The 24,008-nt window shown below is 62.9% G+C and carries 29 protein-coding genes; 17 read left to right on the top strand and 12 right to left on the bottom strand.

Features of this window, described 5'->3' with window-relative positions; translation table 11 throughout:
• From xdhB to uraH, 3 genes are all read right to left on the bottom strand, one after another.
• The gene (gene xdhB / locus NIM87_RS10635) at positions 1–2,328 is read right to left on the bottom strand and encodes a xanthine dehydrogenase molybdopterin binding subunit (protein WP_254674636.1); all 2,328 of its coding nucleotides are present in this window, start codon (positions 2,326–2,328) and stop codon (positions 1–3) included.
• Entirely contained in the window at positions 2,328–3,794 is a 1,467-nt protein-coding gene (gene xdhA / locus NIM87_RS10640; protein WP_254674637.1) for a xanthine dehydrogenase small subunit, read from the bottom strand. The genes xdhB and xdhA overlap by 1 nt, the downstream gene beginning before the upstream one ends.
• Positions 3,795–3,957: 163 nt before the next feature.
• Positions 3,958–4,308, bottom strand: coding sequence for a hydroxyisourate hydrolase (gene uraH, locus NIM87_RS10645; RefSeq protein ID WP_254674638.1), 351 nt, complete (start codon positions 4,306–4,308; stop codon positions 3,958–3,960).
• A 168-nt stretch (positions 4,309–4,476) separates the two neighbouring features.
• Here uraH and NIM87_RS10650 point away from each other — a divergent pair, with 168 nt between their 5' ends.
• The 7 genes from NIM87_RS10650 (at position 4,477) to puuE (ending at position 9,011) form a co-directional block, all read left to right on the top strand.
• The gene (locus NIM87_RS10650) at positions 4,477–5,457 is read left to right on the top strand and encodes a LysR family transcriptional regulator (protein WP_254674639.1); all 981 of its coding nucleotides are present in this window, start codon (positions 4,477–4,479) and stop codon (positions 5,455–5,457) included.
• A 73-nt stretch (positions 5,458–5,530) separates the two neighbouring features.
• Positions 5,531–5,854: an ArsR/SmtB family transcription factor gene (locus NIM87_RS10655; protein ID WP_254674640.1), complete on the top strand. Its 324-nt coding sequence runs from the start codon at positions 5,531–5,533 to the stop codon at positions 5,852–5,854.
• Positions 5,851–6,069: a hypothetical protein gene (locus tag NIM87_RS10660; protein WP_254674641.1), complete on the top strand. Its 219-nt coding sequence runs from the start codon at positions 5,851–5,853 to the stop codon at positions 6,067–6,069. Before NIM87_RS10655 ends, NIM87_RS10660 begins: the two co-directional genes overlap by 4 nt.
• A 3-nt stretch (positions 6,070–6,072) precedes the next feature.
• Entirely contained in the window at positions 6,073–6,522 is a 450-nt protein-coding gene (locus NIM87_RS10665) for a DUF1801 domain-containing protein (RefSeq protein WP_254674642.1), read from the top strand.
• A 10-nt stretch (positions 6,523–6,532) separates the two neighbouring features.
• Positions 6,533–6,955 (top strand): DUF1801 domain-containing protein, encoded by a 423-nt coding sequence (locus NIM87_RS10670; protein ID WP_254674643.1) that lies wholly within the window; start codon positions 6,533–6,535, stop codon positions 6,953–6,955.
• Positions 6,956–6,964: 9 nt separating this feature from the next.
• On the top strand, positions 6,965–7,393 hold the full coding sequence (locus tag NIM87_RS10675; protein ID WP_254674644.1) for an SRPBCC family protein: 429 nt from the start codon (positions 6,965–6,967) through the stop codon (positions 7,391–7,393).
• 199 nt (positions 7,394–7,592) lie between these two features.
• Positions 7,593–9,011 (top strand): allantoinase PuuE, encoded by a 1,419-nt coding sequence (gene puuE, locus NIM87_RS10680; protein WP_254674645.1) that lies wholly within the window; start codon positions 7,593–7,595, stop codon positions 9,009–9,011.
• Positions 9,012–9,020: 9 nt separating this feature from the next.
• Here puuE and NIM87_RS10685 read toward each other — a convergent pair whose 3' ends face one another.
• Both NIM87_RS10685 and NIM87_RS10690 read right to left on the bottom strand, forming a co-directional pair.
• Entirely contained in the window at positions 9,021–9,161 is a 141-nt protein-coding gene (locus NIM87_RS10685) for a hypothetical protein (protein WP_254674646.1), read from the bottom strand.
• Positions 9,162–9,219: 58 nt separating this feature from the next.
• The gene (locus NIM87_RS10690; protein WP_254674811.1) at positions 9,220–9,702 is read right to left on the bottom strand and encodes an SRPBCC domain-containing protein; all 483 of its coding nucleotides are present in this window, start codon (positions 9,700–9,702) and stop codon (positions 9,220–9,222) included.
• 81 nt (positions 9,703–9,783) lie between these two features.
• Here NIM87_RS10690 and NIM87_RS10695 point away from each other — a divergent pair, with 81 nt between their 5' ends.
• The 8 genes from NIM87_RS10695 (at position 9,784) to NIM87_RS10730 (ending at position 16,238) form a co-directional block, all read left to right on the top strand.
• Positions 9,784–10,107 carry an ArsR/SmtB family transcription factor gene (locus tag NIM87_RS10695; protein ID WP_254674647.1) on the top strand — a complete coding sequence of 108 codons (324 nt, stop codon included), beginning with the start codon at positions 9,784–9,786 and terminating at the stop codon, positions 10,105–10,107.
• A 54-nt stretch (positions 10,108–10,161) separates the two neighbouring features.
• Positions 10,162–10,848: a glutathione S-transferase family protein gene (locus NIM87_RS10700; RefSeq protein ID WP_254674648.1), complete on the top strand. Its 687-nt coding sequence runs from the start codon at positions 10,162–10,164 to the stop codon at positions 10,846–10,848.
• Positions 10,849–10,860: 12 nt separating this feature from the next.
• On the top strand, positions 10,861–11,676 hold the full coding sequence (locus tag NIM87_RS10705) for a bifunctional allantoicase/(S)-ureidoglycine aminohydrolase (protein WP_254674649.1): 816 nt from the start codon (positions 10,861–10,863) through the stop codon (positions 11,674–11,676).
• Between the two features lie 2 nt (positions 11,677–11,678).
• The gene (locus NIM87_RS10710) at positions 11,679–12,191 is read left to right on the top strand and encodes an ureidoglycolate lyase (protein ID WP_254674650.1); all 513 of its coding nucleotides are present in this window, start codon (positions 11,679–11,681) and stop codon (positions 12,189–12,191) included.
• 73 nt (positions 12,192–12,264) lie between these two features.
• Positions 12,265–13,023 (top strand): META domain-containing protein, encoded by a 759-nt coding sequence (locus tag NIM87_RS10715; RefSeq protein WP_254674651.1) that lies wholly within the window; start codon positions 12,265–12,267, stop codon positions 13,021–13,023.
• A gap of 66 nt (positions 13,024–13,089) precedes the next feature.
• Entirely contained in the window at positions 13,090–13,653 is a 564-nt protein-coding gene (locus NIM87_RS10720; RefSeq protein WP_254674812.1) for a nucleoside deaminase, read from the top strand.
• Positions 13,654–13,982: 329 nt separating this feature from the next.
• Positions 13,983–14,795 (top strand): trehalose-phosphatase, encoded by an 813-nt coding sequence (otsB, locus tag NIM87_RS10725; RefSeq protein WP_254674652.1) that lies wholly within the window; start codon positions 13,983–13,985, stop codon positions 14,793–14,795.
• A 30-nt stretch (positions 14,796–14,825) separates the two neighbouring features.
• Positions 14,826–16,238, top strand: a complete 1,413-nt coding sequence (locus tag NIM87_RS10730; protein ID WP_254674653.1) for an alpha,alpha-trehalose-phosphate synthase (UDP-forming) — start codon at positions 14,826–14,828, stop codon at positions 16,236–16,238.
• Here the strand turns inward: NIM87_RS10730 and NIM87_RS10735 are convergent.
• From NIM87_RS10735 to NIM87_RS10750, 4 genes are all read right to left on the bottom strand, one after another.
• A complete protein-coding gene (locus NIM87_RS10735; protein ID WP_254674654.1) occupies positions 16,217–17,119 on the bottom strand; it encodes a 2-dehydropantoate 2-reductase in 903 nt (300 codons plus the stop codon). The genes NIM87_RS10730 and NIM87_RS10735 overlap by 22 nt on opposite strands.
• A 66-nt stretch (positions 17,120–17,185) precedes the next feature.
• Entirely contained in the window at positions 17,186–18,652 is a 1,467-nt protein-coding gene (locus NIM87_RS10740) for a DEAD/DEAH box helicase (RefSeq protein WP_254674655.1), read from the bottom strand.
• 455 nt (positions 18,653–19,107) lie between these two features.
• Positions 19,108–19,899 (bottom strand): molybdopterin-dependent oxidoreductase, encoded by a 792-nt coding sequence (locus tag NIM87_RS10745; RefSeq protein WP_254674656.1) that lies wholly within the window; start codon positions 19,897–19,899, stop codon positions 19,108–19,110.
• Positions 19,896–20,744, bottom strand: a complete 849-nt coding sequence (locus tag NIM87_RS10750; protein ID WP_254674657.1) for a cytochrome b/b6 domain-containing protein — start codon at positions 20,742–20,744, stop codon at positions 19,896–19,898. Before NIM87_RS10750 ends, NIM87_RS10745 begins: the two co-directional genes overlap by 4 nt.
• Positions 20,745–20,932: 188 nt before the next feature.
• Here NIM87_RS10750 and NIM87_RS10755 point away from each other — a divergent pair, with 188 nt between their 5' ends.
• Both NIM87_RS10755 and NIM87_RS10760 read left to right on the top strand, forming a co-directional pair.
• Positions 20,933–21,457, top strand: coding sequence for a sigma-70 family RNA polymerase sigma factor (locus NIM87_RS10755; protein WP_254674813.1), 525 nt, complete (start codon positions 20,933–20,935; stop codon positions 21,455–21,457).
• Positions 21,454–22,092, top strand: coding sequence for an NrsF family protein (locus NIM87_RS10760; protein WP_254674658.1), 639 nt, complete (start codon positions 21,454–21,456; stop codon positions 22,090–22,092). Before NIM87_RS10755 ends, NIM87_RS10760 begins: the two co-directional genes overlap by 4 nt.
• A 9-nt stretch (positions 22,093–22,101) precedes the next feature.
• Here NIM87_RS10760 and NIM87_RS10765 read toward each other — a convergent pair whose 3' ends face one another.
• From NIM87_RS10765 to NIM87_RS10775, 3 genes are all read right to left on the bottom strand, one after another.
• Positions 22,102–22,752, bottom strand: a complete 651-nt coding sequence (locus NIM87_RS10765) for a ThuA domain-containing protein (protein WP_254674659.1) — start codon at positions 22,750–22,752, stop codon at positions 22,102–22,104.
• A gap of 63 nt (positions 22,753–22,815) precedes the next feature.
• On the bottom strand, positions 22,816–23,451 hold the full coding sequence (locus NIM87_RS10770; RefSeq protein WP_254674660.1) for a class I SAM-dependent methyltransferase: 636 nt from the start codon (positions 23,449–23,451) through the stop codon (positions 22,816–22,818).
• Entirely contained in the window at positions 23,448–23,909 is a 462-nt protein-coding gene (locus tag NIM87_RS10775) for a GtrA family protein (protein WP_254674661.1), read from the bottom strand. The genes NIM87_RS10770 and NIM87_RS10775 overlap by 4 nt, the downstream gene beginning before the upstream one ends.
• Positions 23,910–24,008: the final 99 nt, after the last annotated feature.

Raw genomic sequence — 24,008 nt, forward strand, 5'->3', positions numbered from 1 at the left:
TCAGGAGCCCCGCGCCCTCTTCATCCGCTCGACCCCCATCAGCACCCGCTCGGGGGTGACGGGTGTGTCGAGCTGCGGGGCCAATTTGTAATCGCCGACGCTTGCCACCGCCATGCCCAAGGCCTCGACGACGCTCATGGCCAGCATGAAGGGCGGTTCACCCACTGCCTTGGAGCGGCCGATGGTGGGCTCGCGGTTTTCCGACCATTCGGCCAGTTGCACATTGAAGATCGGCGGCACGTCGGAGGCCAGCGGGATCTTGTAGGTGGAGGGCGCATGCGTTCGCAATTGACCCTTGTCGTCCCAAACCAGTTCCTCGGTGGTGAGCCACCCCATGCCCTGGATGAAGCCCCCCTCGATCTGACCGATATCGACCGCCGGGTTCAGCGACTTGCCCACGTCGTGCAGGATATCGACGCGATCAACCACGTACTCGCCGGTGAGCGTGTCCACCGTCACTTCGCTGACCGAGGCACCATAGGCGAAATAGTAGAACGGATGGCCGCGGCCCGTGGCGCGATCCCAATGGATTTTCGGGGTCTTGTAGAAGCCCGCCGCGGAGAGTTGGACCCGGTTCAGATAGGCCGACGCCGCCAGTTCGGCAAACGTCACGAATGTGTCGCCGGCCTTGATGCCCCCCTCTACCCATTCCACCGCAGCCTCGTCGCATTGGTAGAGCTGGGCGGCATGCACGGTCAGCCGCGCCTTGATCTGGGCGCAGGCATTATAGGCCGCCATGCCGTTGAGATCGGAGCCGGACGATGCTGCCGTGGCGGAAGTGTTGGGCACCTTGCCAGTTGAGGTTGCCATGATCTTGATGCTGTCGAGATTGACCCCGAAGGCATCGGCCACCACCTGCGCCACCTTGATATAGAGCCCCTGCCCCATCTCGGTGCCGCCATGCGAGAGGTGGATCGAGCCATCCTTATAGACGTGCACCAGTGCGCCGGCCTGATTGTACCAGGTGGCGGTAAAGGAGATGCCGAACTTGACCGGGGTGAGCGCAATGCCCTTTTTCAGCACGTTGTTGGAGCGGTTGAAATCGAGCACCGCCTGCCGCCGCGCCTGATAGTCCGAGGAGGCTTCCAGTTCCTCAACGACGCGATGGACGATGTTGTCCTCAACCGTCTGGTGGTAGGGCGTCACATTGTCGGTGTCGGTGCCGTAGAAATTGGCCTTGCGGATGTCGAGGGGGTCCTTGCCCAGCGCATAGGCGATGTCCTCAACCCAGCGCTCCGCCGCAATCATCCCCTGCGGTCCGCCGAAACCGCGGAAAGCGGTGTTGGAAACGGTATTGGTATAGAGCGGCTCGGATCGCGCCCGCACCGCCGGATACCAATAGGCATTGTCGCAGTGGAACAGCGCCCTGTCGGAAACCGGGCCGGTGAGGTCCGACGAGAAGCCGCCGCGCGTGCCATAAACAGCGTCCACCGCGAGAATTTTGCCGGTGTCGTCATAGCCGACATCATAGTCCACCACGAAATCGTGGCGCTTGCCGGTGGCGCTCATGTCATCGTCGCGATCAGGGCGGATCTTGCAGGCGCGGTTCCATTTCTTGGCGGCCAGCGCAGCGACGGCGGCGAAGAGGTTGCCCTGCGTTTCCTTGCCGCCAAAGCCACCACCCATGCGGCGAACGGTGACGGTCACCGCATTGTGGCGGATGGCCAGCACCTGCGCGACCATCAACTGCACCTCGCTCGGATGCTGGGTCGAGGAATAGACGGTGACGTCCTCATCCTCGCCGGGCACCGCAAAGGCAATTTGCCCTTCGAGATAAAAATGATCCTGCCCGCCAATGGTGATGGCGCCTTTGGCGCGCCGCGGCGCAGCTGCAAGCCCGGTCTCGACGTCCCCGCGCTCGAGCTTGAGCGGTTCAGTGACCAGCTTGCCGCCTGCCGCCTGGGCAGCGCGGACATCGGGGATATGCGGCAGATCGTGATATTCGACTTTGACCAGATGCGCGGCACGCCGGGCGGCGTCCCGTGTCTCGGCAATCACCGCAAACATCGGCTGGCCCCAGAACTGCACCCTGCCTTCGGCAAAGATCGGCTCGTCATGCTTGTGGCTGGGAGAGACGTCGTTCTCGCCCGGAATATCCTCAGCCGTCAGCACCCCGATGACGCCCGGCGCGGCACGCACCGCATCGAGATCGATAGAGATGATCTCCGCATGCGGCTTGGTCGAGAGCCCCAGATAGGCGTGCATCGTGCCGACCGGCTCGACCATGTCGTCGATATATTCAGCGGTGCCGGTCACATGCTTGGGGCCACTGTCGTGGCGGGTGGGTGCATGGAGCGTGGCGAGCGAAATGTCAGTCTGCTTGTTCATCACGCCACCGCCCGCTTGAGGCGCGCACCTTCGCCCTGGCTTTCGAGGAAGAACCGCTTGAGCAGGTTCTGGGCGGCCAACAACCGGTATTGGGCCGAAGCACGCATATCGCTGATCGGCTGGAAGTCCTCGGCAAACGCCGGAATTGCGGCCTCGATGGTTTCCATGGTCCAGGGCTTACCCAAGAGAGCTGCCTCGACCGCCTTGGCGCGCTTGGGCGTTGCCGCCATGCCGCCAAAGGCGATGCGCGCCATGCCCACGGTACCGGCGTGGTTGATGAACACCCGGAAGGCGCCGCAGAGCGCCGAGATATCTTCTTCGCGCCGCTTGGAAATCTTGTAGGCGGCAAAGGTCTCGCCCGCCGGAAGCAGGGGCAGGGTGACGCTTTCGACGAATTCGCCCGGCTGCCGATCCTGCTTGCCATAGGCGATGAAATAATCCTCGAGCTTGATTTCGCGGCGATGCTCGCCCCGGCGCAGATGCAGCTTGGCGCCCAGCGCGATGAAAGGCGGCGGCGTGTCGCCGATGGGGGAGCCATTGGCGATATTGCCACCGATGGTGCCCATGTTGCGGATCTGCTCGCCGGCAATGCGATCCCAGAGTTCACCAAGCTGCGGGAAGTTCGCCTCTATGACGGACGTCGCCTCGGAATAGGACACCCCGGCATAAAACCGCACTTCGCTGGCATTTTCGGCGATGCGCTTCAGCTCCTGCAAATGGCCGATGAAGATCACCGGGCCGATATTGCGCATGAACTTGGTGACCCAGAGCCCCACATCCGTCGACCCGGCCACGATCCGCGCTTCCGGGTTGGCTTCGTAGACCGCCGCAAAATCATCGAGCGAAGCGGGGATGATGATCCGCTTGTCGCCCGCACCAATCTCGACCCGGCGGCCATCGTGCAAGGCCTTGATCTTCTCCTTGACCGCAATGCGCTCAGCCCAGAGCGGATCGCCCTGCGGCTGGCCATGGCTCGATATCGCCTGCGCCGCGCGGATGATCGGTGCATAGCCGGTGCAGCGGCAAAGATTACCCTGCAAGGCCTTTTCAATGGCAGACCGCGAGGGGTCAGGATTGCGCATCCAGAGGCCATAAAGGCTCATGACGAAACCGGGCGTGCAAAAGCCGCATTGCGAACCATGGTGATCGACCATGGCCTGCTGCACCGGATGGAGATTGCCATTCTCGCCGCGCAGATGCTCGACGGTAACCACATGGGTGCCGTGCAGACTGCCCACGAAACGGATGCAGGCGGTGACCGAGTCGTAGATGATCTCGTCATCCATCATCCGCCCGACCAGGACCGTACAGGCCCCGCAATCGCCCTCGGCGCAACCTTCCTTGGAGCCGCGCAGGCGCCGTTCGAGCCGCAGCCAGTCGAGCAAGGTCAGATCGGGCGCTACATCGGTGAGGATGATCTCTTCGCCGTTGAGCAGGAAGCGGATGGCGTTGGTTGTTTCGATCATTTCAGAGACCCCTCACCCTGACCCTCTCCCCAAAGGGGCGAGGGGACGCAGGAGCCGAAACGCTGGAGACTGTTGTGACGCCGAAGCTGCACCCATCGCCCCCTCGCCCCCTTGGGGAGAGGGATGGGGTGAGGGGTCCGCGAGCAAACACCGCCGTCATGCCTCAACTCCCCCGATAGGTCGAATAGGCGAAGGGGCTGACCAGGAGAGGCACGTGATAATGCCGGTCTTCGGAGATAGTGAAACGAATGGGCACGACATCCAGAAACGGCGTTTCGGGCCCGGCGCCGATGCGCTCGAAATACTGCCCGACGTGAAAGCGGATTTCATATTCGCCGTGCTGGAACTCGTCGCTCAGCAGCGGCTGGTCCACCCGTCCATCTTCATTGGTGTAGCTGTCCACAAGGTGATGGGTGTGATCACCATGCACATAGTGCAGCTCCAGCCGCATGCCGCGCGCCGGCTTGCCCTGCATGGTGTCGAGTACGTGCGTGGTGAGGGCTCCGCCGGCCATATTTGCTGCTCCCTTGGCATGCCCACCCCGGAGGCAGAAGCCGGCCTCGGGCCAGCGGCATGCGCAGATAAACTCATTCCCCAAACGTCACCATAGCACGCGCGATTGCTCTTGATACTCTCAAATTGGGAGCATTATGCTGCCGAAACGGCAACAGAGGATTGCTCCATGGAACCGCGCCTTCCGCCCGAACGGCCCCGCGAACATGCCCTTTCCGCCAACCTCCTGGCGCGGGTGTTCCATCAACCCTCCCTGCTCTATTTCAATGCGGTCGCCACGCACCTGTCGATCCGGGAGGCGGCGCGCCGCCTCAATGTCGCCTCGTCCGCGATCACTCGACAGGTTGCGCAACTTGAGGACGCGATGGGCATTGCCCTGTTCCTACGCGAAAAGCGTCGCCTGCGGCTGTCCCCGGCTGGTGAAATCCTCTTCCGCCATTCACGGCGGCTGGTCGCACCCATGGAAGCGGCGGTGTCCGAGATTGAATTGCTGCGCGGGGTCCGCGCCGGATCGGTCCGCATCGCCGCGGTTGAAAGCGTTGGCTTGTCCTTCCTGCCGCAATTGATCAGCGATTTCGGCAAGCGCTATCCGCGACTGACGCTCGATATTTCGATCATCTCGTCCTCCGAAGTGGTGGAACGCCTCGTGGACGAACGCATCGACATCGGCCTGGGCTTCATTGCCAAGCCGCCGCGCCAGGTGGATGTCGCCTTCCGCCGCGATGTCTCCATCGGCGCAGTCATGGCACCCAACCACCCCTTGGCCGGGGTCGAAGGCCTCACCATGGCACAATGCCTCGAACATCCGCTGGCTGTCGGCAAGCCGGAAATCTCGATCCGCGAGGTGATCGAACCCTTCCTTAGATCCGCGGCCGGCATCAGCCCGCCCTTTGTGGAAGCCAATTCGATCCGGCTGCTGGTCGAACTGGCGTTGGGCGGCCACTATGCCGCGATCATGACCCCCATCGGCGCCCAGAACGAAATCGCCGCCGGGCGACTGGTTTTCCAGCCTCTCAACGATGGCGGACTGCCCACCAATCGCTTCGGCATCCTGGTGCGCTCGGGCAGCGCGCTGCATCTGGCGCCCGCGATCTTTTTTGAACACGCCAAAGCCTATTTCGAGGGCCTGTCACTGCCTGGGGCCATTTAGGAGGCCGACCCGCTTGACATCCATTCATGATTGGCTATTGATTGCATTCATAGCCAATCATGAATGGATTGACATGAATACGCATCAGGACGCCCTGTTTCGCTCGCTCGCCGATCCGACGCGGCGCGCCATATTCGAGCAGCTTTGCCGGCAGGGCGAACAAACCGTCGGCACGCTGACCAGCGCGGCCGGGGTGGCCCAGCCCACGGTCTCCAAACACCTCGCCGTGCTCAAGCAGGCCGGCCTGGTGCAGGACCGCCATGCCGGCCGGCAGACCCATTATTCCGCCCAGGTGCAGGCCCTCTCGCCATTGATGGACTGGACCAGGGAAATGACCGGCTTCTGGGAGGCGCGGCTCGACGCCCTCGAAAATTTGCTCGAAAGGATAGACCAATGACCCGCTTCATCCGCAGCTTTCATCGCTGGACCTCGATGGCCTTCACGCTGACCGTCATCGCCAACTTCGTCGCTATCGGTTTCATGGGCCAGGCCAGCGTGCCGCCCCTCGTCACCTATTCGCCGCTCCTGCCGCTGTTCCTCCTGCTTTTCTCGGGCCTGTTCATGTTCTTCCAGCCCTATTTCGCCCGCCGCCGGGCCAGCGTGGCGAGCTGAGCCATGGCCGAAGGCAAGCCGATACGCCCGCCGCTCAAACCCGGCCCCGATGGCGTGGTGCGCCTCTCCGGCGGCAACCCGCAGGTCGCCAAAGGCTATGGCAATGACATTGTGCAGAAATACATCGCCGCCATGCCCGGCTGGCAACGTGACGTCGGCGAAACGCTCGACGCGATCATCGAAGGCACAGTGCCCGGCGTTGAGAAGGCAGTGAAATGGAACACGCCCTTCTATGGCCTGGAAAAGGACGTCTATTTCGTCAGCTTCCACTGCATGAGCAAATACGTGAAGGTCGCCTTCCACAATGGCGCCGAACTCGACCCCCTGCCCCCGGGCACCTCGAAACAGGCCAGGGTGCGCTATCTCGACATCCACGAAGATGATGCCATCGACGAGACCCAATTCGCCGACTGGGTGAAACAGGCCAGCCGGCTGTCCGGCGAAAAGATGTGAGGACCTCGCTATGACCTTTTCCAAGAACAGCGCCGCCGATCTCGCCACCGGAGCCACGCCAAAAGAGCTGATCGACAAGCGCATTGCCGACCTGCCCGACTGGCGCGGCCAAAAGCTTGCGCAGTTGCGCAGGGTCATCCACGAGGCCCTGCCCGACGTCGAGGAAGAATGGAAATGGGGCAAGCCGGTCTGGTCGCACAATGGGCTGCTCTGCACTGGCGAGGTCTATAAGGCCTCGGTAAAAACCACCTTCCCCAAGGGCGCATCGCTGGACGATCCTGACCACCTGTTCAATTCGAGCATGGAGGGCAATGTCCGCCGCGCCATCGACTTCTTCGAGGGCGAAATCATGGACGAGGCCGCCTTCAAGGACCTGATCAAGGCCGCTGCCACGGCCAATGGCGAAGCCGCCACCAAGAAAGCAAGTAAATAGGACCCCGCCATGAGCACCGCCACACAAACCCGCTCCGTCATCGTCGAGCGCGAAATCGCCCAGCCGGCCGCCAAGATCTGGAAGGCGCTGACCCAGTCGCACCTGATTTCCGAATGGCTGATGAACAATGATTTCGTTGCTCAGGTCGGCCACAAGTTCAAGCTGCGCGGCGAATGGGGCGGCATACTCGATTGCGAAGTGCTGGCCATCGAGCCCGAGCGCTCGCTCTCCTACGCCTGGGACCACGCCAATGACGACCCGCTCTATGCTCTCAAGAGCGTCGTCACCTACACCCTGACTCCGACCGCCACCGGCACGCATCTGCGCGTCGAGCAGGCCGGCTTCCGCCCCGAACAGAAACAGGCCTATGGCGGCGCTCATGCGGGCTGGAAGCAGTTTCTGGAAAAGCTGGAAGGGGTTGTGGACCAGCAGGCGTGAAGTCACCCCACCCTCAGTCCCTCCCCATCGAGGGGAGGGAGGCGCAGGGTCGCGGCGGCAGGGTTCATCGTCTCCTTCCCCCTTGTGGGGAGGGATCAAGGGCGGGGGTACTGCGCAGGCAGAAGCGCTCTGCCTCTAGCGCCCCACCCCGCCTTCTGCTTACCATTGGTCTCCCACCCGACGTTGAAGAGACCCGCATATGTATCGTTACCCCCGCAACATGCATGGCTATGGCCAGACCCCGCCGCATGCCAATTGGCCCGGCGGCGCCCATGTGGCGGTGCAGTTCGTGCTCAATTACGAAGAGGGCGGGGAGAACAATATCCTGCATGGGGACAATGCCTCCGAGGCATTTCTCGTCGATGTGCTGGGCGCCGCGCCCTGGCCAGACCAGCGCCATGCCAATGTCGAGAGCATGTACGAATATGGCGCCCGCGCCGGCTTCTGGCGGCTGCATCGCCTGTTCACCGAGGCCAACCTGCCGGTCACCATTTATGGCGTCGCAACGGCGCTGATGCGCGCCCCGGCCCAATTGGCGGCAATGCAGGAGGCCGGCTGGGAAATCGCATCGCACGGTCTCAAATGGGTGCAGCACAAGGACATGCCGCCCGCCGAGGAAGCCGCCCAGATCGCCGAGGCGGTGCGGCTCCACACCATTGCCACGGGCGCCCGGCCGCTGGGCTGGTACACCGGGCGGTCGAGCCTCAACACGGTCGATCTGGTCGCCGACCACGGCGGCTTCGCCTATATTTCGGACACCTACGACGACGACCTGCCCTATTGGAGGGTCATCGGCGGCAGGCCGCAGTTGATCATTCCCTATACGCTCTCGGCCAATGACATGCGCTTCGTCACCGCGCCCGGCTTTGACAATGGCGAAGAGTATTTCACCTTCCTCAAGGACAGCTTTGACTGTCTCTATGCCGAAGGCCAGGCGGGCGCGGCCAAGATGATGTCGATTGGCCTGCATTGCCGGCTCGTCGGCCAGCCGGGGCGCTATCAGGGCCTCAAAAAGTTCGTCGACTATATCAGGGGCTTCGACAAGGTCTGGGTGCCGACCCGTCTGGAGATTGCCCAGCACTGGGCCCGCGAGCACCCCTATGTGGCGCCGGAGGTGATCCCCAGCCAACTCGACAAATCCGAATTCGTCGCTCGCTATGGCTCGATCTTCGAGCATTCCCCCTGGATCGCCGAGCGCGCCTGGGAAGCGGAAATGGGACCGGCCAATGATACCGCCATCGGTCTCCATTTTGCGCTCAGAACCCAGTTCCGCTTGGCAACAACCGAGGAACGCCTGGCCGTGCTCCGCGCCCACCCGGACCTCGCCGGCAAGCTCGCCGCCGCCAAGCGCCTGACCGCGGAATCCACCGCCGAGCAAGCCTCGGCCGGCCTTGACGCGCTGACCGATGCTGAGCGGGACAAATTCACCGCGCTCAACAATGCCTATGTCGAAAAGTTCGGCTTCCCCTTCATCATCGCCGTGCGCGATCACACCAAGGCGTCGATTCTGGAGAATTTCGAGCAGCGCGTCGCCAATTCAGCGGCCGAAGAATTCGTCACCGCCTGCGCACAGGTGGAGAGGATCGCATTGCTGCGATTGCAAGCCGTTCTGCCCTGATCGAGGCGATCAATCGTCGCGACGTGACTCACCAGGAGCGACGTCGTCGCGATCAAAGCCGAACACTATGGCCAGCACTGCCAGCCAGGGCAGGTTGTGCTGCACCCAATGGTGCGGTGAAACGCCGATACTCAACAACACTTGACGCATGATGGGCATCATCGCGCCAAGTGTTGAAGATTGCGTAACCCTATCGAAGCGCTAACGACTACTTGTAAAAGCCCTCGCGCAGGTTGATGCCGTGCTCGAGATACACCTTCATGGCGCACAGCATGCCGGTCCAGCCTTCGCAATTGCCATAGGATGACTTGAGCCCGCCCGGGGTCTTGCGCCAGCCCGTTTCGGAAATCGTCACCAGGGTCCGATTGTCTTCAAGCGCCGCGAACTCCATGGTTACGGTCGTCTTGTAGCCCACAGTCTGCGGCGCCTCGCCGGTGGTGCTGGGTTCAGTCGCCTCGCTCGCGTCCCAGCGCAACACAATGCGGCTGTCGGAAACCACCTCGACTACCTCGACGGGAAATGCCCCCGGAAAGTCGTGAAAATCCCAAGTGACGGTTGCACCGGTTTCCAGCCGCCCCTTGGCGCCTCCGGTGGTGAAATAACCTGAAAGCTGGGCCGGGTCGGCCACGGCCTCGAACACCTGATGGACGGGCTTATTGATCCGGCCCGAAACGCGGAATTTCAGTTCCAGATCGGTTTCCTTTGCGACAACGGCACGCATTGAACATCTCCTTGCCTTGACGTCATCGATTATATGTTATATTTTTATAACATGTCAAATGACGACGCAGATGACCTGATCTTCAAGGCGCTCAGCCACCGCGTGCGTCGGCGCATTCTCGATCTGCTCAAGACTGAACCGCGCACCACCGGCATGCTCTGCGATCTCATTCCCGATCTTGATCGCTGCACGGTGATGCAGCATCTGGGCGTGCTCGAAGACGCGGGGCTGGTGGTGGCGGAAAAACGCGGCCGCGAGCGTTGGAACCATCTCGACGCCCTGCCCGTCCACGCCATTCACGAGCGCTGGATCGGTCCCTACGCGGCCTATGCCGCCGCCATGCTGAGCCGGCTCAAACGCGGCGTGGACGCGTGACGGCTTGCGACGCGCCCCTGCCCCGCGCTACTCCCTAGGTGCAGGAGAAGACCAATGCTCAAGCTCGTCATCGGCAACAAGAACTACTCGTCATGGTCGCTGCGCCCTTGGCTGGCGCTGCGCATGGCGGATGTGCCCTTTCAGGAGGAGCTTCAGCCCTTCGTCGATCATGGCAGCCACGACAAATTCCGCGCCTTTTCGCCCACAGGCCGCGTGCCGCTGCTCGTCGATGGCGCAACCAGCGTCTGGGACTCACTGGCGATCATAGAATATGTGGCCGAGACCCACCCTGGCCTATGGCCCAAAGACCGAGCCGCCCGAGCCTACGCGCGCTCGGTGGCAGCCGAGATGCATTCGGGGTTTTCCGAATTGCGCAATGTCTGCACCATGAATTGCGGTCTGCGCGTGCAACTGCACCGCCGCTCCCCCGCCCTGGACCGCGAGTTGGAGCGCATTGCCGAGATCTGGTCTACGGGCATTGAGCGCTTCGGCGGACCCTTCCTGGCTGGACCTCGCTTCACCGCGGCGGACGCCTTCTATGCACCCGTGGCCCTCCGCCTTCAGACCTATGGCATTAGGCTTGGAACCGTACCTGACGCATACGCGGCCCGCCTTCTGGCATTGCCGCCCATGGTCGAATGGTACCAGGCCGGCATAGCCGAAACCTGGCGCGAACCCGACCACGAGGCGGAAGCCCTTGCCGCCGGCACCATCATCAGCGATCTGCGCCGCAAGGCGTGAGCGGAGACCAACATGTCCACCTACGCCTCCCCCATTGCCGGCCTGCCTGACCAAATGGCCCTCCATACCGGCCGCGCCGTGTTCACCGAGGCCTATGCCCTTATTCCCCGCGGCGTTATGCGGGACATCGTCACCTCCTATCTGCCCCACTGGCGTGATGCCCGCCATTGGGTGATCGCCCGGCCTCTGAGCGGCTTTGCCGAGACCTTTTCGCAATATATCGTCGAGGTCTTTCCCGGCGGCGGCAGCGAACGGCCAGAGGAGAACCCAGAAGCCGAAGGCGTGCTGTTCGTGGTCGCTGGACAGATGACGCTCACCCTTGAGGGCAAGACACATTTGCTCAAGGAAGGGGGCTATGCCTTTCTGCCGCCTGGCTGCGCCTGGAGCCTGGTCAACAAATCCACCGAGCCGGCGCGTTTCCACTGGGTCCGCAAGCGCTACGAAGCCGTCGATGGGATCGAGACGCCCGCTGCCTTTGTTGCCAATGAGCAGGATGAGCCTATCATCTGGATGCCCGGCACCAACAACACCTGGGGCACGACGCGCTTCGTTGATCCGACCGATGTGCGCCACGACATGCACGTCAACATCGTCACCCTCGAACCCGGCGCCGTCATTCCGTTCGAGGAAACCCATGTCATGGAACACGGGCTTTATGTGCTGGAGGGCAAGGCGGTCTATCGCCTCAATCGCGACTGGGTCGAGGTCGAGGGGGGCGATTTCATGTGGCTGCGCGCCTTCTGCCCGCAGGCCTGTTATGCCGGACCGCAGCGCTTCCGCTACCTGCTCTACAAGGACGTCAATCGTCACGCCAAGCTGCCGTTCTGACCATGGGCGAGCCGCGCAGCATTATTATTGAGCCTCTCACCGCCGACGCCTTTGCCCCCTTCGGGCAAGTGATCGAGCGACAGGGCGCGCATCACTATCCCATCAACGCCGGGATGACGGAGCGCTTCCACGACCTGGCACGCGTGGAACTGGGCGGGGTGCATTCGCGCCCACTGATTTCCATTTTCGAGGGCCGACCCTACGCCCTGCCGCTGACCCTAAAAATGGTGGAGCGCCACCCGCTCGGCAGCCAGGCGTTCTTTCCCCTTTCAGACGGGCCCTGGCTGGTGATCGTCGCCGAGGATGACGGCGGCAAGCCTGTTCGCCCACGCGCCTTCCGTCCCACACCCGGCCAAGGCGTCAACATCGCCATGAACACCTGGCATGGCGTTCTCAGCCCACTCGAACGCGACAGTGCCTATCTGGTGGTCGACCGTGGCGGCGAGGGAAACAATCTCGAAGAGCACTACTTCGACACCCCCTGGATCGTCCGCGACGCCCAGCCCGCGGCGTAACCCTAAATACGCTGTTGTCTCGCAACCTTTTGCGACCTCAGGTAGTCTTGCTTGCACAGGGATGGAGACCAACATGCGCATGCAAAATCTCATCCGCGTCGTCGCGGCGCTTCTGGTCGGATTGGCGTCTCCAGTCTGGGCTGCGGGTGTCACCATTGATGGCAGTGTGAGCTACCGCGAGCGCATGGCACTGCCGCCTGATGCCTGGCTGACGGTCACCCTGGTGACGCTGCCGACGGCAAGCCCCGTGGCCGGCGCCAGTGCGGACATACCTGCCAAGGGCCAGGTCCCCATCAGCTTTGTGCTCAATATCCACGATGCGCTCAATACCGCAGCCAGCTATGGCCTTGTTGCAGAGATCAGCAGCGGCGGCCGGGTCATCTTCCGCAATCCCGTCCCGACCCCGGTTACCCCTGGCGCCGGCCAGACCCCAACCATTGTCGTCAATTACGCGCCAGAGCGCCTTGAAGAGCCCCCTCCGCCGCTACCCGACACAGGCCTTGTGGAGATACTCTGGACCGTCACCAGCATAGGGGGCAAACCCGTGTCCGGCACACGCCCGCTAACCCTCTCCATCGCCGCCGACCATCGCGCCGGCGGGTCGGGCGGGTGCAACAATTACTTCACTGAAGCCAGCATTACGGAAGACGGCATCAGCTTTGGCGCCACTGCCGCGACCCGCATGGCCTGTGCCCCACAGATCATGGATCAGGAGGCGGCCTATTTCACTGCGTTGGCCGCCGTGGCATCTTATGAACGCGATGAACAGGGATTGCGGCTGCATGATGCGGCAGGTGTCCCGCTCATCGGTCTGGTCGAGGCCACGGAGTAGATCGGGTTGGACACTGCCGCATTGATTTCACGCCTTCTCGACGTCATCGAGAGGGATGTCGCCCCGATGACCGCCAAAGGTGTCGCCCATGGCAACAAGCTTTTTGGCGCAGCAATCCTGAAAAAGTCCGATCTGTCGGTCGTCGTCGCGGAAACCAATAACGAGATCGAAAACCCGCTCTGGCATGGCGAAATGCACGCCATCAAGCGCTTCTTCGAAATCCCCGAAGACCAACGCCCGGCCACCAGGGACTGCCTGTTTCTGGCGACCCACGAGCCATGCTCGCTCTGCCTGTCGGGCATCACCTGGTCGGGCTTTGACAATTTCTACTATCTGTTCAGCCATCAGGACAGCCGCGACAGCTTCGCAATTCCGTACGATATCCAGATTCTCAAGGCCGTTTATGCCGTGCCTGAGCCCGAGACCGGCACGGTCTCGCCGCAGCGCGATCTCTACAACCGCCGCAACGACTTCTGGTCGAGCCATGGCATTCAGGACATGATTGCGGGCCTCGATCGCAGTAGCCGCGAAGCGCTGATGGCGCGCATCGACGATATCAATGCGCTCTATGCCGATCTCTCGGACCGCTACCAGAAGGACAAGGGCGCCAAGGGTATCCCGCTAGCCTAGTCCAGCGCGACAACAGCAGGCAAATATTCGCTGCGCGGCGCCTCGGCAAAGGAGGCGGCGAAAGTCAAAAAGCTGATCGACAAGGCGAACAGCGCGGTGAGCAAAAGCTGTGACATGATCTGAAGGACCCTCATATTGACGCTCGGCGGGATCGGATTGCCCCGCCCGCCTTGATGTCCTTCTAGCCATTGCCGTTTGAACCCCGCACCAATGCCCCATTAACCTGCCGTTCATAAATCCCACTTGGCGCATGGCAGCCATGAGACGCGAACTTTTTGCCCCGCTCCGCGTTAAAACCTGTGACCATCAAAGTAACCGAGGGGGTAGCCATGCCCGAACCGACAGCACATCCCGGCGGCGCGGCACCATTGCTCGCCATTTTCACCGATTTCGACGGCACGCTCGTCGAGATCGCCGAAACACCGGATGCCATTGAAATTCCCGCCGAACTGGCCGACCAGCTTGACCGCACGGCCCGCGATTTCGACCAGGCCTTCGCTGTGATTACCGGGCGGGAAATCGCCGACATCGACCGCTTTCTGTCGCCGCTCCATCTCGCTGTCGCCGGGGCTCATGGCGCGCAGCGCCGTCGTGCGGATGGCACGCTGCTTGAGCTGGACGAGGCGGTGAGCACCGCTGCCGACGCGATCGCCAAGTCCATCGCGCCGCTCGTGGCCGAGCACCCCGACCTCATCCTCGAGCCCAAGGACGGCGCAGTTGCTCTGCATTTCCGCCAAGCGCCTGACCTGGAGGAAGAGTGCCTTCTGGCCATGCAGGAAGCCATTGCCGAGCACCCCGATTTCACCCTTGTCCCAGGCAAGATGGTGATCGAGGCGCGGCCAGCCGGCTTCGACAAGGGGAGCGCCCTGCGCGCCTTCATGCAGGAAGAGCCGTTCGCCGGACGCACGCCGATCTTTATTGGCGACGACACCACCGACGAGGACGCCTTCCGCGTGGCCCAGGAAATGGGGGGTATCGGCATCAAGCTGGGCGCGGGCGAAACCATTGCCCGCATGCGCATCGCCGATGTCGCTTCCGTGCACGCCCTGCTCAAGGGGCTGGCGGACATTGCCGCTCGCCCGCACGCCAGCAGCGGCGTCGCAGAGGAAGCGCCGATCCTAGCGGACTCCACCGCGCACTAATTTTGAAATAACCACGGGGGCACCAGTCGCATGAGCCGCATCGTCATTGTATCGAACCGCACGCCCGGCAAGGGCCCCGCTGCAGGTGGGCTTGCCGTTGCCTTGCGCAAGGTGCTGGGCGAACGCGAGGGCTTCTGGTTCGGCTGGTCCGGCAAACTCACCGAGCAGCCTGCCAGGGCGGCACGGATCGAGGATATCGACGGGCTCGAAGTTGCCCAGATCGACCTCACCCGGGAAGATCACCACGCCTATTATGCGGGGTTCTCCAATTCCATCCTCTGGCCCAGCTTCCACCTGCGGCTCGATCTGGCGACCATCGAGAGCCATTGGTACGAGGGCTATCGGCGGGTGAACCAGCAATTCGCCAGGGCCTTGTTGCCGCTGCTGAAACCCGACGACATCATCTGGGTCCACGACTATCACCTGATCCCGCTTGCCTCCGAACTGCGCCAACTGGGCGCCCGCAACCGCATCGGCTTTTACCTGCACATTCCCTTCCCCACCGCGGATGCGCTCTACGCCATTCCGCACCACGAGGAACTGATGCGCGACCTGTCGCGCTACGATCTGGTCGGCATGCAGGCCAAGCGCGACGTTTCCGCCTTCACCGAATTTGCCGAGCATCAGGCCCCGTCCACCTTTGGCGGGCACAAGGTGCAGGCCATTGATTTCAGCCGCACTGAAATCGAAGCGTTCCCCATCGGCTCGGACCCCGACGCCTTTGCGAGGCTTTCGATCAGCCCCGCTGCAACCAAGATGGTGCATCGCATGAAGCGCGCGCTGGGGGACCAGCGGCTGATCCTGGGGGTGGACCGTCTGGACTATTCCAAGGGCCTGCCGCAGCGCATCGAGGCCTATGAAAAGCTGCTCGCCAATAATTCGCGCATGCGCCGCTCGGTGCATATGCTGCAGGTGGCGCCGCCTTCGCGTGACAGCATCAAGGAATACCAGGAGACCAGCGACACGCTCGACGCCATCTGCGGCCGTGTCATGGGGCACTTCGCCGAACCCGACTGGCAGCCGCTGACCTATGTGAAGCGCGCCTATGGCCAGCCAAGCCTGGCCGGCCTTTACCGCATGGCCCGCGTCGGTCTCGTGACGCCGCTGCGCGACGGCATGAACCTGGTCGCCCATGAATTTGTCGGAGCCCAAGACCCCGACGACCCCGGCGCTCTGGTGCTCTCGCGCTTTGCCGGCGCGGCGGAGATTTTCCCCGAGGCGCTGCTGGTCAATCCCTTCGACACCGACGAAACCGCCGAAGCCCTGCGCATGGCTCTGGACATGCCGCTCGACGAGCGCAAGGAGCGCTGGCAGGCGCTGATGGCCGCCGCGCGCAAATATAATGTCGATGACTGGGCGGTGAGCTTCCTTGCGCGCCTGGCCCCGGGAACGCTGGAAAAATCCAGCACCCGCGACGTGCTTTACCTGGCTTCGGTCGCCTGAACCCAGGGGCTGGCTGAGGCCGCCAACAATGTCACCAGCATGCGGTTGGCCGGCGTGGGAATGCCGTGCTTTTCGCCCAGTCGCACGATGACGCCATTGCGCGCGTCCACCTCCATGGGATTGCCCGCCAGACGATCAGCGTGAATGGACCCGCCGACGCTGCCTTCCTTCATGCCCTGCATGGCGGCGACTGTGCTCTCGACCACGCTCTGGGCAATCTCGGCGCCTTCGGCACGACCGACGGCGGCGCATTCTTCTGCCAGCGCCCGGACAATGGCCTCCATGTCAGCGCTCCACACAGGTCCCGTTGCCCGCAGCGTCAACGCCGGAACAATGGACGCGCAATTGCCGCACAGCTTGACCCAGAGCTGGGAGACAAAATCGGCATGGGCCTTGGCCGCGATGTTCGTATGATCGAACAGCGCGGCAAAATCCTCTCCATTGGCGCCCGACGGAACCGCGATGATACCGTCACGGCTCTGCACGATCCGGCCCGGCGCGCTGCGGGCGGCGGGCAGGTTGATCATCACCGGCACCAGCCGCTCGGCGGGCACCATGTGCTCGAACAGGCGCACCTGCTCCACCCCGTTCTGAATGATGGCCACGCGCGTTTGCGGCCCCACCAGCCGCTCGAGCCAAGGGCGGGTGGTGTCGGCGCTATAGGTCTTGGTCGCGATCAGCACCCAGTCCACCAGCTTAGCCTGTGCCGGATCGGTCCACACGGTCGGGGTGGCACGCAGCGTGCCTTGCGGCGTTTCGACCACCAGATCCACCAGCGGCGTCCGCGCACAAAGGGCGATCTCGAAACGCTTATCCTGCGACAGCCAGGCAGCAAGCGTACCGCCGATGGCGCCGGGTCCGACAATGGCAATGCTGGTCATCACTCAATCCCCTCAAACAAAATGGGCGACCCGAAGGCCGCCCATCCTTTTAACGAGATTCGCGCTTTATGCGCTGGCTGAACTACGACGCGCCCGGCCTGCCTCGCGCTGACCCTTGTTCCAGCGCGGCTTGCCGCTCTTGGCGCCCGCCGGACGATTGCCAACCGGCTTGCCGGTTTCGGGATCGCGGCGCACATGCTTGACCTGGCCGGACTTGCGTCCCTCGCCCTCGGCCACGGCAGCACCCTTGCCACCCAATTCCTTGGCAAACTCGGCAAAGGGACGACGGGGGCCCGCGGGACGGCGGGGCGCTTCGGCCTTGGGATTGCGCGCGCCACGCGGGCCGGGACGACCAGCATTGTTGCGCGGCTGGCGCGGGGCCGTGGCTTCCTCAACCATGTTGAGATCGCCAGAGACCGGCAGCGTGCGGCGGATCAGCCGCTCGACATCGCGCAGCTTGCTCTTTTCGGTGCCATCGCAAAGCGTAATGGCAATGCCCGAGGCGCCATTGCGCCCGGTGCGGCCGATGCGATGCACATAGTTTTCGGGATCGTCGGGCAGATCATAGTTCACCACATGGGTGATGCCCTGCACGTCGATGCCGCGCGCCGCAATATCGGTGGCAACCAGAATGCGCACCGAACCGGCAGCAAAGCCCTTGAGCGCCGCCTGGCGGGCATTCTGGCTCTTGTTGCCGTGAATGGCAGCGGCATCATGGCCGTCGATTTCAAGGTTCTTGGTGACGCGGTCGGCGCCATGTTTGGTGCGGGCAAAGACGATGACCCGGTCCATGCCTTCCTTCTCGTCGGCAAGCAGGTCGTTGAGCACGCCGCGCTTGGCCTTGGAGCCGGAGAGGATGACGCGCTGGTCGATCTTGACCACGGTGGAGCCCTGCGGCGCCGCCTCGACCTTGATCGGGTCCTTCAGAAGCGTCTTGGCCAGATCTTCGACCTCGGCCGCCATGGTTGCGGAGAACAGCATGGTCTGGCGCTTGAGGCCGATCTGCTTGGCAATGGCGCGCACCGGGGCGATAAAGCCCATGTCGAGCATGCGGTCAGCTTCGTCGAGCACCAGCCAGCGCGTTTCATTGAGGCGGATCTTGCCGTCGTCGAGCAGATCCTTGAGGCGGCCCGGCGTGGCAACGACCACATCGACGCCCTTGGCGATCTTCTGCACCTGGTGGTAGCGCGACACGCCGCCAAGGACGAGCACGGTATCGAGCTTCATCTTGGAGCCGGCGAACTTGCGGATATTTTCGTCGATCTGAACGGCCAGTTCACGCGTCGGCGCCAGGATCAGCGCGCGGGTGGTCATCGGGCGGGGGCGACCGGTGAGGCCAAGGAGGCCGGCAATGATCGGCAGGCCAAAGGCGGCCGTCTTGCCCGAACCGGTCTGGGCGATACCCAGCATATCCCGGCCCTCAAGGAGCTTGGGGATGGCCTGGGCCTGAATTTTTGTGGGCTCGGTGAAGCCGCCGGCAGTCAGGCTGTCGGTGATGATGGTCGGCAGGCCGAGCGAAATGAAATCGGTCAAACTTTTGTCTTTCGTGGTGCGCGAAACCGCGCGTGCGCCACGCCGCTCGTGCGACAGGCGCGTCTTCAACTTTGCAATCGAGCGATAGGGATTATCGCGCGGGTGCTGGCTCAAACCCGGAGCGCTTGGAGCGTCTTCAGAAAAAGTGGGAACCGGTTTTTCGGTTCGAAGACACGACCACTAAGGCACTATCCGGGCTGACTTCGCCGCTCACCGCTTGAGTAAGAAGAGAAGTCCATCAGCGGTCATTCTGCCGCGACGTGGCTTCCATATGGGCGAAACGACGCTAAAAGGCAAGCGCGGCAAGCGCATGGGTGATGTGCGGGGCAGGCCCTGCCTCTGTCACCCCACCCTCATTCCTTCCCCTCCAAGGGCAAGGAGGCGAAAGACCGTATCGCCCGTGCCATCGTCTGCCTCCCCCTTGTGGGGGAACCAAGGGCCGGGATCTCTGAGTGCTAAATCCCGCCATACCAGTCATAGCCATTGTCCGGCCAGTAGCCGCCCTTGCCCTGTCCGAAGGGCGAGAGGTCATCGACCAGTTCGATGGTGTGGAGATATTTGGGCTGCTTGTAGCCCAACGCCCGCTCGATGCGCAGGCGGATCGGCGCACCATTGCTGACCGGCAGCACCGCGTCATTGAGGCCATAGGAGAGGATCGTCTGCGGGTGGTAGGCGTCCACCAGGTCCGAACTTTCATAATAGAGAATGTCGCCCGAGATGCTGCGCTGGATATTGTCGTAGCAGTGATAGACGCAATAGCGCGCACCCGGCTTCACCCCCGCCTGGTCCAGCACCGGGCCCAAGGCCGTGCCAGTCCATTTGGCGATGCAGCTCCACCCCTCTACGCAATCATGACGGGTGATCTGCGACCGCGCCGGCATGTTGCGCAATTCGGCCAGCGAAAAGCTCACCTCCTTGTCCACCATGCCCTTGATGGTCAGCCGGTAGGGCTCGAAATTCATGCCGCGCAGGAACATGTATTCGGCCGTGGTCGGCTCGGTTGAACCATTGGGCTTCATGCCCTGGCGGATTTCGCTGGCCGCGTATTCGCGCGCCAGCACCTGGTCACCGATCAGCGCCCGCTGCGCCTGATAGGTCAACACATTGGCCTGCTCGATCGCGTTGCGAATGGGGTTGTCTCGCTGCGCTAGGAAGTCAAACTGGCTACAGCCGGCAAGGGCCATTGTCGACCCCAGCGCGGCCGACCCCGTGAGAAAGCGACGGCGATCAATGATCAGGCGGCTCATGGCTTGTCTCCCTTGGCGGCGAGCGTGCCGGGGCTGGTGCGATACCAGCCGGTGATCATGGAGCGCAGCTCGTTGAGCGGCCCGGCCAGCAGCACCATGATGATGTGGACAATAAAGAACAGCACCAGCAGCACCATGACCACAAAGTGGATGGTGCGCGCCGTCTGCCGGCCGCCAAACACGTCCAGCAGCCAGGGCCAGGCGGCATCCATGCCCGGGCTCATGGTCAATCCGGTCAGAATGATCAGCGGAAAAAGAATGAAGAACACGGCGAAGTAGCTGAGCTTTTGCAGCGGCGTATAGGTTCGCCCGTGATGCAGACGGAATCTCGCATGATCGAGCGCATCCCTGGGCAGTCCGGCAAGATCGGCGCCCTTGGGGATGATGTCGCGCCGCATATGGCCGTTTATGAAGCTGGCAAGGAACCAGATGAACAGCGCCCCAACGAATATCCAGCCAAAGAAGAAATGCACCACCCGCCCTGTCGCGAGGTCGCGGGTCGAAGGAATGGTCACGGCGCCAGGGAATCCCACGAACTGCGGGCGCTCCGCCGAGCCGCTCATGCCCAAAACGCCAGTGGTATCGAAAGTCTGTCCGAACACGGTGGTCTGCCCGCGCGGACCCTCGGGCGTATTGATCGCCCCGATGCGAAGGATCGAATTATTGAACTCAAAACCCGATTGCTGGCCGACATAGAGATTGGGATGCGCGTTGAAAATCTGCAGGCCCGAAAGCAACAGGAAGAACAGGCAGATGGCCCAGGTCCAATGGGTCAGCCGCGTCCAGATCGACTGGCGATAAACAAGCGGGCCACGCGTTGGCGGCAATTCCTGCGGCGGCGTCATGGTGTTCTCCCCAAGCTTGGTCCCCATTAGCTACGCTAGCCCGGCACACATGTGCTGGTCATCACTGAAATGTCATGGCTTATTCGGTGGGAGCCGGCCTCTGGTTACAGTGGTACGGCTTGTGTAACCTTGATGCGTGACGCAACGAATGGAATGCAATGGTGAAGTCTGATCCGATCGAGGAGCGCCTGCGCAGCCTGATGCTGGCCTCGCTCGAGGGCGATGGTGCGGCCTATCGCGCGCTGCTGTCCGACCTCGGCCGTCATCTTCGCCCCTATTTTGCGCGGCGCCTGAGCGCCGCCCACGCTTCGCATGCGGAGGATCTCGTGCAGGAAACCCTGCTGGCCGTCCATTCACGGCGCATGACCTATGATCGCACCCGGCCCTTCACGGCCTGGCTGCACGCGATTGCGCACCATAAATTCGTCGATCACGTCCGCCGCCACGCCATTCGCCCCACCGTGCAGCTCGACGACGATGCGCCTGTCTTTGCCAGCGATGACAGCGCCCATGCCGCAGATCGGCGCGATGTCGAAGCGGTTCTGGGCACCGTCCCCGACCGGACGGCCGACCTGATCCGCCAGACCCGTATCGAGGGCGCCAGCATTGCCGAGGCTGCAGCGCGCCACGGCATGACCGAAACAGCCGCCAAGGTCTCGATACATCGCGGCCTCAAGTCACTGATGGCGCGCTTTGCGGGAGGCGAGAAATGACCGACGACCTCATCGCCCGCCTCAGCACCGACCTGCAGCCCGTGCCACCGCGCGCGCTCGAACGGCGCCTGTGCCTGGCCCTCGCCATTGGCCTTGTGGCCACTTTGCTGGTCGGCCCGCTGGTGCTCGACCTGCTGGTTGGCCGCCCCTTTGGTGGCGCCTGGGGCAGTTCGATGTTCTGGGGCAAGCTCGCCTATACGATTGGCCTGGGGGGCCTCGGCCTTGTTGCGGTGCCAGCCCTTTCACGCCCCGACCGGCGCCTGGTGTGGCCCTTGCTGGCCGCCGGCGCCCTGGTGCTCCTTGCGCTTGGCGCAGGCACAATGGGCTGGATGCAGGCCGACTGGGCCATGCCCGTGTTGATGGGCGGCACCGCGCTCGTCTGCCCCTGGCTGATCATCCTGACCGCCGCGCCGCTGCTGGGCATGCTGCTGGGCACCATGCGCCGCTTCGCCCCCGCCTCGCCCACACTGGCGGGTCTGGCGGCGGGCCTTCTGGCCGGCGGTTTCGGCGCGGCCGCCTATGCCTTCTATTGCGGCGAGACCAGCATGATGTTCATGGCGGTCTGGTACTCGCTGGGCATTGCCCTGACCGCGCTGATCGGCGCGATCATCGGGCGGGTCATGCTGCGCTGGTAGCGGCGAAACCTACTTGTCGCGCGCTGCCCAGTTGAGACCACGGCGCATGATCGTGGCCATGTTGGAATTCTCGAATTCCTTGGCCTGATGGCCCAGCGTCATGTGGAACACCCGGCCTTCGCCATAGCGATGCTTCCACACCACGGGCATCACGGCGCCCTCGATCCAGGGCGCGTGCTCGCCGGTGAAGGTCGTTGTGGCCAGCACCTCGATCATCGGATCGACATGCATGTAATACTGTTCGGACGTGTAGGGGAAACTGGACTTGATACCGGCCATGATCGGATCATCGGGCTTGGTCACATCGACCGTGTAGTCGATGATATTGCCCGGGTGCGCCACCCACTGGCCGCCCACCATGAACTGATAGTCCACCGAATCGCGGAAAGCGTCACTCATGCCACCGTGGTGCCCGGCCAGGCCCACGCCGCCGCGCACCGCCTTGGTCAGGTTCTCCACCTCTTCCTTGGCGATCTTGCTCATGGTGAAGATGGGGATGATCAGCGACAGATCGGCAATCGAAGGATCTGCAAAGGCACTGGTTTCGGTGGCGGTGCGCACCGAATAGCCATCCTCATGCAGCCAGCGCCGGTAAATGGTGGCGCATTCCTCCGGATCGTGACCTTCCCAGCCGCCATAGACAATCAAAGCACTGCGCATGAGCATTTCCCCGCAAATCAAACGGCGCGGAGAATACCCTAGTGAGCTGGTATTGAAAGCCCATCAGCTGCGATTGCTGTGCTCCAGCCGGCTGACAAAATGCAAATTGCGCTCAAAGGCCCAGCTTAGCGGAGCCGGGTAAAGCCGCAAATGCGCCTGACGTCGGGCCTCTGCCAGCCCCGCGCGCTCAAACGCCTTCGCCCACTGATCACTATCAAGATAATTGTAGGGCAGGCGCACGTCGTGGCCCCGATTGCCCACCCAATCCATCAGCCGCAGCGTCGGCCCTGCCAGAACACCTTCGCGCAGATGGTCCTTGACCACGACGCTCAACCGCGCCACCCGGGCCGCTTCCGCCAAAACTGCGGCCGGGTCATCGGTGTGGTGCAGGACATCGACAATGGTCACATGGTCAAAGCTTCGGTCGGCAAAGGGCAGCACCGAGCCATCATATTGCGTCACCGGAATATGGGTCACCGGGCGCACCAGGACATCGACGCCTTCCAGGCGCAGGTCCGCCCGCCTTTGCATCAGCGCCACCGCCACCTGCCCATCGCCACAGCCCAGATCGAGCACGCGGCCCGGACCATCCGGGATAGCCTCGGCCAAGGCATCGGCAATAGCCCTTACGCGCCGGCCGAAGATCAGCGCGCCATGCACAGCATTGAGAAGTTGCTTGCCCGCTTGCATGCCGCTCATGCGGGCACGGTCTCCAGGCGACGTTCAAAGGCAAAGGCCCAGCCCTTGAGCATCAGATAATTGACGCCCGACGTCAGCGCGATCACCAGCATGGCCGCCGGCAGGCTCGGCAGCGCCAGTGCACCGTAGAAGACAAAACCGAACAGGGTCGCGAGCACGAGCGCCATGGCCTGCACGGCCATATAGCGCGGCAACGCCTGGCGATGGGCCACGTCGGACGCAAAGGTGAAGCGCCGATGCAGCAGATAGACCGGCACGATATACGCTGCATAGCAAGTTGCACTCACCACCCAGCCCTCAAACATGGGCAGGAGGCCCACCAGGACGCTGCTGACCACGACAAAGCTGGCCGCGGCCCCGCCCCCGATCAGCAGGAAGGAGAAAATGCCCCCGCCGCGCCGCTCCACCGATGGGGTCGAAGGCGGCGCGCGCATCAGGCTTTCGAGGGCAAAACTCATCAACAGCATCCAGACAAAGCGAGCATTGGCATCAGCAATACGCTCTAACTCTTGCGGGCGGGTTTACGGACAACGCAAACGCGGCCGGTGCGCTGCATG

Origin of the sequence: Devosia ureilytica (assembly GCF_024273195.1) — a bacterium.
Lineage (GTDB): Bacteria > Pseudomonadota > Alphaproteobacteria > Rhizobiales > Devosiaceae > Devosia > Devosia ureilytica.